Origin of the sequence: Pseudomonas sp. 8 R 14 (assembly GCF_900005955.1) — a bacterium.
Taxonomy (GTDB): domain Bacteria; phylum Pseudomonadota; class Gammaproteobacteria; order Pseudomonadales; family Pseudomonadaceae; genus Aquipseudomonas; species Aquipseudomonas marginalis.
Genome location: NZ_CVTH01000087.1, coordinates 169,255 through 182,435, shown reverse-complemented (window position 1 = coordinate 182,435; position 13,181 = coordinate 169,255). Strand labels below are relative to the sequence as shown.

At 56.5% G+C, this 13,181-nt stretch carries 12 protein-coding genes and 1 pseudogene; 6 read left to right on the top strand and 7 right to left on the bottom strand.

The features are described from left to right. The first annotated feature begins 88 nt into the window (after positions 1 to 88). The 4 genes from BFQ01_RS26410 (at position 89) to BFQ01_RS31945 (ending at position 4,769) form a co-directional block, all read left to right on the top strand. The gene (locus tag BFQ01_RS26410) at positions 89 to 877 is read left to right on the top strand and encodes an SDR family NAD(P)-dependent oxidoreductase (RefSeq protein WP_065927552.1); all 789 of its coding nucleotides are present in this window, start codon (positions 89 to 91) and stop codon (positions 875 to 877) included. Positions 878 to 1,088: 211 nt separating this feature from the next. Beyond that, complete coding sequence (locus BFQ01_RS26405) at positions 1,089 to 2,489, top strand: aspartate aminotransferase family protein (protein WP_065927551.1); 1,401 nt, start codon at positions 1,089 to 1,091, stop codon at positions 2,487 to 2,489. Between the two features lie 56 nt (positions 2,490 to 2,545). Next, complete coding sequence (locus BFQ01_RS26400) at positions 2,546 to 3,913, top strand: glutamine synthetase family protein (protein WP_065927550.1); 1,368 nt, start codon at positions 2,546 to 2,548, stop codon at positions 3,911 to 3,913. 178 nt (positions 3,914 to 4,091) lie between these two features. Then, positions 4,092 to 4,769 (top strand): dTMP kinase, encoded by a 678-nt coding sequence (locus BFQ01_RS31945; RefSeq protein WP_074846793.1) that lies wholly within the window; start codon positions 4,092 to 4,094, stop codon positions 4,767 to 4,769. Here BFQ01_RS31945 and BFQ01_RS26395 read toward each other — a convergent pair. Next, positions 4,722 to 6,503 carry a sensor domain-containing phosphodiesterase gene (locus BFQ01_RS26395; RefSeq protein WP_065927549.1) on the bottom strand — a complete coding sequence of 594 codons (1,782 nt, stop codon included), beginning with the start codon at positions 6,501 to 6,503 and terminating at the stop codon, positions 4,722 to 4,724. The genes BFQ01_RS31945 and BFQ01_RS26395 overlap by 48 nt on opposite strands. Before the next feature lie 276 nt (positions 6,504 to 6,779). Between BFQ01_RS26395 and solA the strand changes: the two genes are divergently transcribed. Then, complete coding sequence (solA, locus tag BFQ01_RS26390) at positions 6,780 to 7,964, top strand: N-methyl-L-tryptophan oxidase (RefSeq protein WP_065927548.1); 1,185 nt, start codon at positions 6,780 to 6,782, stop codon at positions 7,962 to 7,964. Positions 7,965 to 8,223: 259 nt separating this feature from the next. Here the strand turns inward: solA and BFQ01_RS26385 are convergent, their stop codons facing one another. Next, on the bottom strand, positions 8,224 to 8,973 hold the full coding sequence (locus BFQ01_RS26385; protein WP_065927547.1) for an SDR family NAD(P)-dependent oxidoreductase: 750 nt from the start codon (positions 8,971 to 8,973) through the stop codon (positions 8,224 to 8,226). Positions 8,974 to 9,072: 99 nt separating this feature from the next. On the opposite strand from BFQ01_RS26385, the gene BFQ01_RS26380 reads away from it, so the two are divergent. Then, on the top strand, positions 9,073 to 9,432 hold the full coding sequence (locus BFQ01_RS26380) for a winged helix-turn-helix transcriptional regulator (RefSeq protein ID WP_027605843.1): 360 nt from the start codon (positions 9,073 to 9,075) through the stop codon (positions 9,430 to 9,432). Between the two features lie 97 nt (positions 9,433 to 9,529). On the opposite strand, the pseudogene BFQ01_RS26375 reads toward BFQ01_RS26380, so the two are convergent. The 5 genes and pseudogenes from BFQ01_RS26375 to deoC all read right to left on the bottom strand — a co-directional run. Further along, a pseudogene (locus BFQ01_RS26375) lies at positions 9,530 to 9,913 on the bottom strand (response regulator); the annotation flags it as partial. A gap of 2 nt (positions 9,914 to 9,915) precedes the next feature. Continuing rightward, positions 9,916 to 11,244: an ATP-binding protein gene (locus BFQ01_RS26370; RefSeq protein ID WP_065927545.1), complete on the bottom strand. Its 1,329-nt coding sequence runs from the start codon at positions 11,242 to 11,244 to the stop codon at positions 9,916 to 9,918. A 12-nt stretch (positions 11,245 to 11,256) separates the two neighbouring features. Next, positions 11,257 to 11,868 carry a chemotaxis protein CheC gene (locus tag BFQ01_RS26365; protein WP_027605845.1) on the bottom strand — a complete coding sequence of 204 codons (612 nt, stop codon included), beginning with the start codon at positions 11,866 to 11,868 and terminating at the stop codon, positions 11,257 to 11,259. Next, positions 11,868 to 12,227 (bottom strand): response regulator, encoded by a 360-nt coding sequence (locus BFQ01_RS26360; protein WP_065927544.1) that lies wholly within the window; start codon positions 12,225 to 12,227, stop codon positions 11,868 to 11,870. The genes BFQ01_RS26365 and BFQ01_RS26360 overlap by 1 nt, the downstream gene beginning before the upstream one ends. Positions 12,228 to 12,416: 189 nt before the next feature. Further along, the gene (gene deoC / locus BFQ01_RS26355) at positions 12,417 to 13,100 is read right to left on the bottom strand and encodes a deoxyribose-phosphate aldolase (protein WP_065927543.1); all 684 of its coding nucleotides are present in this window, start codon (positions 13,098 to 13,100) and stop codon (positions 12,417 to 12,419) included. Between the last annotated feature and the right edge of the window lie 81 nt (positions 13,101 to 13,181).

Sequence of the window (13,181 nt, the reverse complement as noted above, 5' to 3'; positions counted from 1 at the left end):
CAGATTTTCTGATGATGATCGTCTTTATTTATCAGGTTTATTAGCCTAATTTCCACTTCTATTCCAAATTAAGTACGTGGGGAACACCATGTTAAATACTGATTTGAGGGGGCACGTGGCACTTGTCAGTGGTGCCGGCAGTGAAGCGGGTATTGGCATGGCGATCGCTCGCAGGCTAGGTGCAGCGGGTGCGAGATTGATCATCACCGCCAGTAGCCGCCGCATCGAGGAACGCGTTAAAGAGCTGCTCGCAGAAGGGTTTGAAATTGAGGGCAGGGCGGTTGACCTCATCGATGAACGTCAGGTGCGTGAATTCGGCCTCTGGGCGGTGTCGGTCTGGGGACGGGTCGATATTCTGGTGAATAATGCCGGCATGGCCATGCAAGGCAGCCCTGAGGTTTTCTCGGAATTGGCGAGCATGGAACTGCATGAGTGGAATCTTTCACTGGCCAGAAACTTAACCACCGCTTTTCTTCTGACGCGGGCTGTTTTGCCCGGTATGAGGGCGCGAAATTACGGGCGCATTGTCAATATCAGTTCCACCACGGGCACCCGCGGGAGCAATCCGGGCGAAGCCGCTTATAGCGCTGCCAAAGCCGCGATGGTGGGCATGAACATGGGACTGGCACTTGAAGTCGCCAAGCACGGGATTACCGTCAACAGCGTGGCGCCCGGATGGATCACCACGGGCTCAACCACACCGGTTGAAGCAGAGGCGGGGCGCTTTACCCCGATCGGGCGGGCGGGCAGTCCCCACGAGGTGGCGGCGGCGGTTGCATTTCTGGCGTCTCCAGAATCCAGTTACATCACCGGTGAAGTTATCGTGGTCGATGGCGGTAATTGCCTGGTCGAGAATAAAGCCCCTCACTCCGGTTAATGACGTTTGAATGAATATCTGCGCGATATATCAAGGCTATATGTCAGCCGGCAATGTAAATAGTTAAAGCCAACGCCCACGTTATAAGTTTGCGGAGCGATCTTCACCCAATATTCGGGAGCTGATGCTGCACCTGGAGAATGATGGAGTGTGGCTTATCTATACGGCGATGAAGTTTAACTAATGTGATACTTAATAAAGGGTTCTAATCATGTCGAACAGTGGAGTTTGTGAATCAGCGATTGCTGCCTTTACCGCAGCCGAGCGTGCCCGGTTTATAGAAAACAACCCAACGTCGATGGCGCTGGCCAAGCGTGCAAAGTCGGCGCTGTTCAACGGTGTGCCCATGCACTGGATGAGCGATTGGTCGATGCCTTCGCCGCTCTTTGTCCAGCGTGCCAAAGGTGCCCGCTTCACCGACGTCGACGGTCATGACTACATAGACTTTTGCCTCGGCGACACCGGCACGATGTTTGGCCATTCACCTGATCCTATCGCCCGCGCCATAGCCGAGCAGGCGAACAATGGCTTGACCACGATGCTGCCCGGCGAAGATGCGGTGGTCTGCGCAGAGTTGCTGGCCCAGCGGTTTGAGCTGCCTTATTGGCAAGTTACCGCCAACGCTACCGACGCCAATCGTTATGTGCTGCGCTGGGCGCGCGCTATCACCCAGCGCAATGTTCTACTGGTGTTCGACGGCTGTTATCACGGCACCGTGGATGACGTGATGGTCCGGTACCGAGAGGGCAAGACCGTGCACCGTTCGGGCCTGGTGGGGCAAGCCTACGACTTGACCCAATACAGTCGATCCATTCCCTTCAACGATGTTGCTGCACTGGAGGCTGCTTTAGCTCAGGGCGACGTGTGCGCGCTGATGTGCGAGCCGGCGATGACCAATATAGGCATGGTCCTGCCCGATCCGGGGTTCATGCAACAGTGCCGCGAGCTGACGCGAAAATACGGCAGCCTGTTGGTCATTGATGAGACCCACACTATTTCTACCGGCATCGGTGGATGCACGCGCCAATGGGATTTGAAGCCCGACTTTTTCGTAGTGGGGAAACCCATCGCCGGTGGCGTGCCTTGCGCAGTCTTTGGCATGACCGAGCACGTTGCGTTGGCCATGCACCATGCGCAGAAAAGCATCAGCGAAGAGAGCGGCGGGCATGGCCACAGTGGCATGGGCACCACCTTGTCCGCCAACGCACTGGCGATGCGCTGCATGCGCGTCAGTCTCGAAGAGGTCATGACCGAGTCTGCGTACCAGCACATGTTGCCCCTGGCCTCAAGACTGGCCCAGGGATTTCGAGCGTTGTTCAAGCGGCACCAATTGAACTGGTCGGTAACCGAGTTGGGGGCTCGTTGTGAATTTCAATTCTGTGCCACACCGCCAAGAACAGGTGCGCAAGCCGAGGCGGCTTTTCATGACAGCCTTCAAATGGCGCTGCACCTCTATCTGATCAATCGCGGGATCCTGATCACGCCTTTTCACAACATGACCCTGTGCTGTCCGCAAACAAGTGAAGGGGATGTCGACAGGCTGATCGGTGAGTTGGATAACGCGCTGACCACGCTGCTTGCCCTACCTGGAGCGCGGGTTATCTCTTCATAAGTTCCATTGTTCTTGAATACTGTCCAGTCGCTTGAATAAGCGCCGAGAGGTTTGATATGCAATTTGCTGATAAAAAAGAGGCCGAAATTTATCTGGCCGCCCACCCTGAAGTGCTGAGCATCGAGTTGTTCCTTATTGACGCGAATGGTGTTCCGCGAGGAAAGCTGCTGCATCGCGACGAACTGTTGGCGATCTACGCAAACGGTCGGCCGCTGCCAAGCTCCATTCTCGCCTTGACCGTGCAGGGTGAAGACGTCGAAGACACAGGCCTGGTCTGGGATGTCGCCGATGCCGATTGTTGGACATACCCCTTGGCGGGAAGCCTGACCCTGCAACCCTGGCGCACCAACCCCACCGGTCAGGTGCAGGTGAGCATGCACCCGACCCAAGGTATTCCCGCCGCACCGGCGGACCCGCGACACGTACTGGTGCATGTCATTGACCGACTGAAAGCCGATGGTTTCCACCCGGTAATGGCCGTTGAACTGGAGTTTTACTTGCTGGACCAGCAACGCGATGCCAACGGTCGGCCGCAGCCAGCACTGCAGACCAACGGCGTCCGTCCCCAGGCACCGCAGGTTTATGGCCTATACGAGTTAGAACAGCTGCAACCTTTTCTTGATGACCTCTACGCTGCGTGCGCGCTACAAGGGCTGCCCGTACGCACAGCCATCTCCGAGTACGCTCCAGGCCAAGTCGAGTTGACCCTGGAACATCGTTTCGACGCACTCCAGGCTATTGATGAAGGCGTACGCTACAAACGCCTGGTCAAAGGTGTCGCCAACAAACATGGGCTACAAGCGTGCTTCATGGCCAAGCCGTTCAGTGACCAGGCCGGGAGTGGCATGCATTTGCACGTCAGCCTGGCCGACGAGGAGGGTAACAACCTGTATGCGAGCGAAGACCCACAGGGTACGCCACTGTTGCGTCACTCAATTGGCGGGATGATGGCGACCTTGTTTGACTCACTGGCGATATTTTGCCCCCATGCCAATTCATATCGCCGGTTCCAGACCGGCAGTTACGCGCCGTTGGCCAAAAGTTGGGGCGTCAACAATCGTACGGTGTCGTTCCGCGTGCCCGGCGGCCCTGCACTAAGTCGACATATCGAACACCGCATTTGCGGGGCCGACGCCAACCCGTATCTTGCCGCCGCCGCATTACTGGCGGGGATTCACTACGGCATCAACCATCAAAGCGATCCCGGCCCGGCGATCGTGGGAAATGGGTATGAGCAGGCGACCGATTTTCTACCCACCGACTGGCTGACCGCGTTGCAGGCCTTGCAGGATTCAACGTGGGCACGCGAGGCGCTGGGCGCCGAATTCCTAAAGGTGTATCTGGCGATCAAATGGCGCGAGTTCCGTCACTTCAACGCTGAGGTCGGGGAGCAGGACTGGCGCTGGTACCTCACTCACGCATGACTGATGGGCGATAACCGATGCTCATCAGCGGTTGTCAGCGTGGATTTGGGACCCGTGAGTCGAAACAAGGGTAGAGTGTTCATCACTTTCTGTTCATAAGGGCCTTCGCGTAATCGCACTGAGCGGTTCCAGCGTCCGGACAGGGCAAAAAAACGGTATATCAATTGTTAAGTGAAGAATGAATCGTCCGCTGTTTGTTTCTCTGGATGGGCCCAAGGGCACCGGCAAAACCACGCTGTTGGAGGCCGTTACGAAAGCACTGAGGGCAGACAACAAAAAAGTAATCCGGCTTTGCGAGAGAAAAAGCGATCCCTACCGGGAGGGAACAATGGCGCTTGTTAACCAGCTCGTCAGAAGTCCCTCCCGGGAGCTGGAGCTGCGGGTGTGTGAACGCTTTGCTGACAGCCGTGCCTGGATTTCCCGGCAGGTGCTGGCTAAACAGCCACCAGGCAGCATCATCCTGATCGATCGCTGGTACCCGTCGGATGCCGCGTTTCGCCGGATAATTCCGTTTGCAGAGATCCTGCAATTGAACATTGATCGAAACGTGCGAGTGCCAGACCTGCATGTCGGGATTGTCACCGCCCCTGAGATTTCATGGGCGAGGGCAGCTGCGCGACGGCGTGGGCTGAGCAGCACGGTGATCCATAAGCTGGAAGAACATAGCGCGTGTACCCAGGCATTCGAGCGAGCGATTGCAGATCAGGGTTGGGTTGTATGTCGTAATGAAGGCACGATCGAAGACGCAACGATGCAGGTGATCTCCGCGATCTATAGAGTCCTTGCTTGCGCGTCCCCGGCAGTCATTCTACGGGCCCCGACCTCCATCGACTCCTTGTGCTATCCAGGCTTCTAATGCCTCGGCGCTCATAGGCTTGGCTATCAAATAACCCTGTGCTTCGGAACATCCCCACTGTATTAACAGGTCCAGGATTTCTTGATTTTCTACGCCTTCTGCAACCACCTGGTAGCCGAGCCCCTTAGCCAGTCCGATCAGGGTTTTAACCAGTTGCTTGTCATTTTGATTGCTGCCCAGCCCGCTGATCAGAGATTGGTCAAGCTTGACGGTATTAGCCGGGAGCTCCTTCAAATAAGCCCAGTTGCTGTAGCCGGTGCCAAAGTCATCAACAGCAACCTCTACGCCAAACTTACGGACACGCTCCAGTTGCCGGATGACTTCTTCAGGGTTGGTCATGAGCATGCTTTCGGTAAACTCAAGTTCAAAGCCAGCGGGGTCCAGGCCGTGCTGTTGAATCTCATGGATCATCGCGTCGACGAATTCGGCGCTTTCAAGATCGCTGACGGTAATGTTCATCGCTATCCGCAGGCGCACACCTTGCGCTTTCCAAATAACCGCTTGCCGGATGATTGCGTTGAGCACCCACAATCCAACAGAGGGTATGAGTGCGGTTTTTTCAGCCAAGGGTATGAATTCAGCAGGGCTGATGGGCCCCAGTAAAGGATGTGTCCAACGTAATAGTGCTTCTACTGAATGACACCATCCTGAGGGCAGTTTGATTTTTGGCTGGTACACCAGGCTGAACTGTTTGTCGGCGCTGACCGCCTCCGGCAACGAACTCAACAACATGAACGCGCGTTGTTGAGCCGCATCAAAATGGGGTTCATAGCGCGACCATCCCAGCCTGCGGTCACGCGCCTCATCCGCAGCGCTGACCACCAGGCGAAGCCAGTCTTGCTGGAGACCTGAGCTATGAATAGGCAGGACGCCAATCCCGACTTGCATGAGTATGGGGATGGCGTGGCATTCGACAGGCTTTTTGAAGTCCTTGAGGATGTTTTCACAAATGTGCTCGGCCGTTTGATCCTCCTCAAGGAGAAAACCAAACCGCGTCGGGCTAATTTTATAAAGTAGACACTGTGGCGGTAATAGTTTTTGTAGGCGCGCTTTGATTGCCAGGACCAAGTCCGTGGCAAAACTGTAACCCAGCGCCTTCACGATATCGTTGAGGAACTTTGGCGAGATGATGTCAACCGCATACGCTTGGCACGCGCTGTGGGTCTTGAGCGCTTGGCGTATATCCTCCTCAAACCGGAGTCGATTAAATAACCCTGTGGGTTGGTCGACGAAGTTTCGAGCGCGCATGCTGTGGATGCGCATCATCACCAGTTCAGCAAAACCGCTGAGCATCGCACTATCACGCTCACTCATAGCGGCGCGTGAGACTGTATCAATGATGCACAGGCTTCCCAGCGTAAAACCCTCTTCGGTAATCAGTGGGGTGCCCGTGTAATAACGAATATACGGAGGCCCCGTTACCAGGGAATTGTCTTTAAAACGGGGATCAAGCGTCGCGTCCAATACCTCCAGCGGGGCGTTATCCAGCGTCGAGTAAGCGCAGAAGGACACTTCTCGTGGTGTCTGCGTCTCTTTAAGCCCTACGCGCGCCTTGAACCATTGCTGATGCTCATCGACGATCGAGATCAGCGCTATGGGTGCGTTGAAGTAAGCAGAAGCCATCTCGACGATTTTATCGAAGACAGTATCGTACTCGCTGTCAGCTGGACAAAATTTCGCGACCTCTTTAAGCCGTTCAATTTCATTCGGCGGAATAGGAGCGCCTGCGCCCATGACAATCCTCGGAGTGGCTGTGTTTATGTGCACGGTATCAGACAGTGCCATCATTATGATGTTGTTTTTTCTATTCCTCTGATAGCTCAGCGGTATGCAGGCAGGCGGCCTCTCCTGTGTTGCCGGGAGAGGCGCGTGTTTGGACTCAGCACTGCCTAGTATTGCAGCAGCAGAGCGGCCGGTGATGCTCGGTTGATAATATGCATATGCTCTTTTAGTCGTTGATTCTTAATCGGCTTCACTTTCAACTGGCTTCTTTTTGACAGGTGAGCGTTGATGTCCGAGCGGTGTGATGTAGTGGTATTGGGGTTGGGGGCCATGGGGGCCGCTACGGTGTATCAGTTGGCGAAGGCGGGTGCGAATGTTGTGGGTATCGACCGCCATCACCCACCTCACAACCTGGGCTCCAGCCATGGCGATACGCGTATTACCCGGCTTTCGGTGGGTGAGGGCGCGCAGTACGTTCCCATTGTGCGCAATTCCCACCGCATCTGGCGTGAGCTTGAGCAATTGTCAGGGGAGTCGCTGTTCGAACAGTCGGGTCTATTGGTTCTGACTTCGAGTCCCGAGTTTGACCCCAACGATAAAACCGACTTCACATTGCGCACCATCGGCCTAGCACAGGCCTATGGCATCGAGCACGACGTTTTATCCGCCGAACAGATTCGCCAGCGCTTTCCACAATTTGCCAACGTCCACGACACTGCCATCGGCTATTTCGAGCCAGGTGGAGGTTTTGTACGTCCTGAACGTTGCATTGATGTGCAGCTCAAGTTGGCCGAGCAACACGGAGCAATCCTCTACAAAGGCGAAACCGTCACAGGGATTAGCTCGAATGAGCAGGGAGTCCATGTCACTACGAATCTGCGCACGCTCTTTGCAAACAAGCTTGTGATTAGCGCCGGCAACTGGAGCGGCGGTTTGCTGGGCGAGCCGTTTGACAGCCTGCTCAGCGTCTACCGGCAGAAGCTGTTCTGGTTCGGGCTGGAGGAGGGCGCCGAGTGGGTGGATCACTCACCGACGTTTATCCTCACTCACGGCCGTGGCGACGACAAAATCAACTACGGCTTTCCCGCATTACACGGCGAGGGCAGCCTGAAAATCGCCACCGCGCAATACCACACTACTTCATTGCCGCAAACAATGGATCGTACGGTCTCGCCGGCGGAAGAGCGGGACATGTATGAGCACCAGGTGCGCGGCCGCATCGTCGGTGTTACCTCGAGCGTGGTCAAGTCTGCTGTCTGCGCCTACACCGTGACGCCGGATCGCCATTTCATTATCGATGAGCATCCGTCGTGGCAGCACACCTTGGTGGTGTCCGCCTGTTCCGGTCACGGCTTCAAACATTCCGCCGCGTTGGGCGAGGCGTTTGCACAGTGGTGCATACGCGGTTCGACCGACTTGGATCTCTCGTCTTTCTCCCTTAAACGCTTCGAGCGCTATCATGGCGATACCTGAGTTACATCCAGTGGCTGCATGAAATTAAGGGTGAAGTCCGCGACGTGAAGCCGGATTCACGGTGCCGAGTACGTAAGCGTTCCGGGAACACACCCATGAATCTTGATTCACTGAGAAGTATGTTCATAAGTAGGCGACGAGAGCTGGAAGTGGCTGAGCCTGACATATGATTTAACATAATATACATTATGCGTAATACGATGTTACGTAATGAGGGGCAGTGCCCGTCAGATTCCAACAGGCAAAGCCCCTCTCTGGTTCAAACCTGAGCGAACCCTCCATCCACAAACATTTCGCTGCCGGTCATGAAACTGCTGTCGTCCGACGCCAGGAACAATGCCGCCGCCGCAACTTCTTCCGGTTGGCCGATACGGCCCAGTGGCAATTGCGCCGTCATGTCATCAATGATTGCATCCTTCTGGCCGGTACTTGAAAGCGCCAGGTCCAGGCCCGGTGTCGAGATTGGTCCCGGTGAAAGTACGTTGACGCGAATACCGCTGCCTTTCAAATCCAGCGCCCAGCTCCTGGCGAAATTACGCAATGCGGCTTTCGTGGCGCTGTACACGCTGAATGCCGGTGTGCCCATGGTGCCGGTGGTCGAACCTGTGAGGATCACCGAACCGCCGGCGTGCATCAGTGGCAGCGCTGTTTGCACGGTGAACAGTGTGCCTTTGACGTTGATGCCGAACGTGCGATCGAACGACTCTTCGGTGATCGACCCGAGCGGCTGGAAATCCCCCAGGCCTGCATTGGCGAACAGCACGTCAACGCGACCTTTGACGCTTTTGATGTGGGTGAAAATGCGCTCCAGGTCGTCCAGCCTCGAGATATCCCCTTGAATGGCGATCGCTGTAGGCCCGATCAGGCCCAGCGCCTTGTCCAGTTCTTCCTGCCTGCGTCCCACAATCACCACCTGTGCACCTTCCGCTGCAAAGCGAATGGCGGTTGCCAGGCCAATACCACTGTTGCCACCGGTGATCACTGCAATTTTCCCGTCGAGCCTGCTCATGGTTAACTCCGAAGAATGTTGAGGCCCAACTCTAGATCCAGACTATTCTTTTGAATAGTATGCACCTTTTAGTAAGTACCCATTTGGAGCACCCATCACATGGCGAACAACACCTTCAATTGCGGGCTCGAGGCTGCCCTGGCGGTGATTGGCGGCAAATGGAAACCGCTGGTCCTGTATAACCTGGCGCGACATGTTCATCGGTATGGCGAGTTAAGGCGTGCGATTGGCGGCGTGACCGACAAGGTGTTGATCCAGCAACTCAAGGAATTGGAACGCGACGAAATCATCGCGCGGATCGACTTCCAGGAGATCCCGCCCAAGGTCGAGTATTCCCTGACACCCTTCGGGCAGTCACTGGCCACTGCGCTGGGCGCGTTGTGCGTGTGGGGCACCGAACATATGGACACCGTCGAACGCATCAGCGAACGGCGTATCAGCGCCCTCGCCCAGGCCTGAGCCCTGCCCCGATAGCCAACTCAACTAAATGACTATTTAGTTGAGTTATAGGCTTGGCGACGAATTCGCCGGGTTACGCTCAACGAGCACTCTTCATTTCCAGAGCCTGATCGAGAGTGAGCTTGAGCTCTTCATCATTCCAGGGCTTGCTGATGTAACGGAACACATACCCATCGTTGATTGCCTGCGTGATCATGCTCATATCGGCGTAGCCGGTCAGCAGGATATTCACGCAGTGCGGATCGCGCCTATGCACCTCGCGCAGCAGGGTCGGCCCGTCCATGAACGGCATGCGCGCGTCGCAGACGATCAGGTCGACCGCGTGTTGTTCGAAAAGGCTCAGCGCCTGGGCCCCGCTCGTGGCCAGCAGCAAGTCGTAAGGCTTTGCGCGCAGCAGGCGCCGAAGGCTGTTGAGGATACTTTCCTCATCATCCACCAGCATGACGGTGTGTCGTTTTTCGCAGGAAGGCAACGTATCCATGATCAGCGTCCTTCAACGGCGCAGGTAGAGACAGCCTCAATTACCGGCTGGCGTAAGGGTAACCAGACGCGGAAGCGACTCCCCCTGCCCGGCTCACTGTCGACGGTGAGGCGTCCATGGTGCTTGACCATGATGCTGTACGACAACGACAGGCCAAGGCCCGACCCCATGCCCACCGGCTTGGTTGTGAAGAACGGTTCGAATATCCGGTTCTGGATTTCAAGGGGAATGCCATGGCCGTTGTCGGCGATTTCGACGAAGACTCCACCGTCCTCCCTGCCGCTGCTGATGGTGATTTCGCCGTCGGCGCCCACGGCATGGCTTGCATTGATGAGCAAGTTCAGAAAGACCTGGTTGATCTGTGAACCCATGCATTCGATGGGCTCGACATCGCCGTAGCACTTGATCACCTGAGCCTTGAACTTGATCTCGTTCCAGATAACGTTGAGGGTACTGTCGAGCCCCTTGTGCAGGTCGGCCAACTGCCATTCGTAACTGTCGACGTGGGAGAACTCGCGCAGGTCCTTGACGATGCGAGTGACCCGGTCAAGGCCGTCGACCGACTCGGCCAGCAGGTCGTCGATGTCCTGGCGCATGAAGGTGTAATCCATCTTGTCCCGCATCACCGCAAGCTCGGGATGAGCGCTGGCATGCCTGTCGTCGGTCGCCTGCTCATGGGCTTCGAGCAGCGCGAAGATGTCCACCAGGTAACGACGCAGGCTGTTGACGTTGGAGCCGACAAACCCGATCGGGTTATTGATCTCGTGGGCCACGCCTGCAGCAAGTTGCCCTATCGCCGCCATTTTCTCGGACTGCAGCAACTGCGCCTGTGCGTCTTCGAGCCGCGCGATCAGCAGCGCCTGGGCGCCCTTCTCTTCTTCCAGCAACTTGTTAAGGTGCGTCAGCTCAAGTTGACGGGCAGCGGTATCGGTCGTGTCACTGATGGCCAGGCCCACGCCAAGATTGCTGCCATCGGCGTCTTGCACCGGGAAGAAGGTGCAGTTCTGATACATGTGCCGGACCATGCCACTGATGGGCCGGGTACTCTCGAAATTGAACAGGTGCGGCCGCTGCTGCCATGACGTGAACGCAAAGTTTTGCAGGGTGATGACGCTGTTGATCTTCTGCCGGGTCCAGGCCTCCGGCAGCTCCGGAAAGGCTTCGAACAACGTACGGCCGACCAGTTCTTCCGCGCTGCGGCCACTGTTGATGGACATGAAATGGTTAGAGAACAGCACCTTGCAGTCCTGGTCGACCAGCAATACGCCCATGTTGATGGCCTTGAGCATCGACTCAAGGGTTTCCCGGGAAATTGCCTTGATGTCTGTCATGAAGAGATCCCTTCAAAGTTCGTCCAGCAAACGATCGATGGCCCGAACGACAACGCCTGCCGTACGTTCAGTGATGCAGATCAACAAGTCGCAGGAGAACTGATGAGCCTGAACCTCGAAACGGATTTCCAGCACCATCGCCAGGTGTTCATTCAGGTTCAATTCATCCAGTGCATTCGCCGCATGTTCGGTGTGGACGAGAATGGACGGTGCGTCATAACTCACCTGAGTCGCCACCTGCCGTGCCAGGCCACTGATGCAGGCGCCGGTCAGGATGTTGGTGACATCAAGCATCAACTCGTGCTGCTGCTCCAGGCCGCTGCCCTTGTAGCCCAGCAGTTCGGCCAGTTCATCGGCCCCCTTGGAGCCAAAGCACACGAACACTTCGCCGCGTAGCTCACCCAGAAAAGACTGGCGGGTGACGATCATGAAGCTCCGACGCAGATGCTCCGGAATCAACAGGTGATTCTGTTCCCGGATCAGCGGGTGAATAAAGGGAACCGAAAGCGTCACCATGGTATCGGTCAGCAGCGCCAGTCGCTCGGCCGCCTGTCCCATGGCGATGTTCATCAGTTCCTGCAGGGCATCACGTTGGTCTTCGGTGAGTGCGGCCAAGGTTTCCATCAAAGCACTCCTATGACGTGCAAGGCATTGACTACAGCTTCAGCCGTAACCGGCTTGGCTACAAAGGCAGCAGCGCCCAGGTCGAATACCCGTTGCCTGGCCAGGGGTTGGATGTCTGCACTGATCACCACGACGACCACGTTGGCGTCTTCGCGCTTGAGTGCCTCCAGGGTCTGGAATCCATCCATGACGGGCATGGTGAGGTCGAGAAAAAGCAGGTCGACCAAACCGGCGTGGTAAGCCTCCATCACCTCGGCACCGTTGCAGGCCTGGCGAACATCTTCGGTCAGTGATTCCGGCAGGGAACGCAAGACCATCTTGCGGGACATGGATGAATCATCGGCGATTAGAACTTTCATGGTGCACTCCACAGGTATGAAGTGTCCTGCGGCCTCGGCCGAGGCCGGAGAAATCAAGACTTCATTGAATCTTCCAATCACTCTAGCGTGACATATAGCAAAGAGCCATGAAGAAATCCGGATAGTGCTCTAATGATTTGCGCAGCCTGTAGGGATTTCCCTACAGGCTGCCAGGCGCCGGCCCGAAACTCAGTAACCACTGGCCGCCGTCATCGCCCCGCCGACAATCGCAATCCCCGAACTGCTGCCCAAGCGCGTCGCCCCGGCTTCAATCATTTTCAGTGCCGTCGGATAATCGCGCACGCCCCCGGACGCCTTGACCCCAACCGCGGCGCCCACGGTTTTACGCATCAGGGCCACGTCTTCGGCGGTGGCACCGCTTCGGCTGAACCCCGTGGAGGTCTTGACGAACGCCACACCCAGGTCCCGGCAGATTTCGCAGGCCTGGACTTTCTCTTCGTCGTCCAGCAGGCAGGTTTCCAGGATGACCTTCAACGGCACGGCGCCGCAGGCCTTGTGGACCAAGGCAATGTCTTCGCGCACTGCGTCCAGCAAACCGTCCTTCAACCAGCCGATATTGAGCACCATGTCGATCTCCCCTGCCCCGGCGGCAATCGCCCGTTCGGCTTCGAAGGCCTTGGTGTCACTCAGGCCGGCGCCCAGGGGAAAGCCCACCACGGCACAAATCACCACGCTGTCGTCGGCCAGGCAGGAAGCGGCGTAAGGCACCAGCCCTGAGTTCAGGCACACTGAATAAAAACCGTGCTCCCGGGCTTCCTCGCACAAAGTGCGAATCTGCTCGCGGGAGGCGTCGGGCGCCAGCAAGGTGTGATCGATGTACTTGGCCAATGCTGCGGGTTGAAGAGTGTTCATTTAACGTGCCCTTGCCTGTATGTTGCGAATGGTCGTGTGCCGCTTGTCACAGCACCCACACTAATGCGTTATAATAATAAC

Bases quoted from the DNA above. Each gene is read 5' to 3' on its own strand.
- BFQ01_RS26410 (WP_065927552.1), top strand. From the start codon at position 89: ATGTTAAATACTGATTTGAGGGGGCACGTGGCACTTGTCAGTGGTGCC.
- BFQ01_RS26405 (WP_065927551.1), top strand. From the start codon at position 1,089: ATGTCGAACAGTGGAGTTTGTGAATCAGCGATTGCTGCCTTTACCGCA.
- BFQ01_RS26400 (WP_065927550.1), top strand. From the start codon at position 2,546: ATGCAATTTGCTGATAAAAAAGAGGCCGAAATTTATCTGGCCGCCCAC.
- BFQ01_RS31945 (WP_074846793.1), top strand. From the start codon at position 4,092: ATGAATCGTCCGCTGTTTGTTTCTCTGGATGGGCCCAAGGGCACCGGC.
- BFQ01_RS26395 (WP_065927549.1), bottom strand. From the start codon at position 6,503: ATGGGCGCAGGCGCTCCTATTCCGCCGAATGAAATTGAACGGCTTAAA.
- solA (WP_065927548.1), top strand. From the start codon at position 6,780: ATGTCCGAGCGGTGTGATGTAGTGGTATTGGGGTTGGGGGCCATGGGG.
- BFQ01_RS26385 (WP_065927547.1), bottom strand. From the start codon at position 8,973: ATGAGCAGGCTCGACGGGAAAATTGCAGTGATCACCGGTGGCAACAGT.
- BFQ01_RS26380 (WP_027605843.1), top strand. From the start codon at position 9,073: ATGGCGAACAACACCTTCAATTGCGGGCTCGAGGCTGCCCTGGCGGTG.
- BFQ01_RS26370 (WP_065927545.1), bottom strand. From the start codon at position 11,244: ATGACAGACATCAAGGCAATTTCCCGGGAAACCCTTGAGTCGATGCTC.
- BFQ01_RS26365 (WP_027605845.1), bottom strand. From the start codon at position 11,868: ATGGAAACCTTGGCCGCACTCACCGAAGACCAACGTGATGCCCTGCAG.
- BFQ01_RS26360 (WP_065927544.1), bottom strand. From the start codon at position 12,227: ATGAAAGTTCTAATCGCCGATGATTCATCCATGTCCCGCAAGATGGTC.
- deoC (WP_065927543.1), bottom strand. From the start codon at position 13,100: ATGAACACTCTTCAACCCGCAGCATTGGCCAAGTACATCGATCACACC.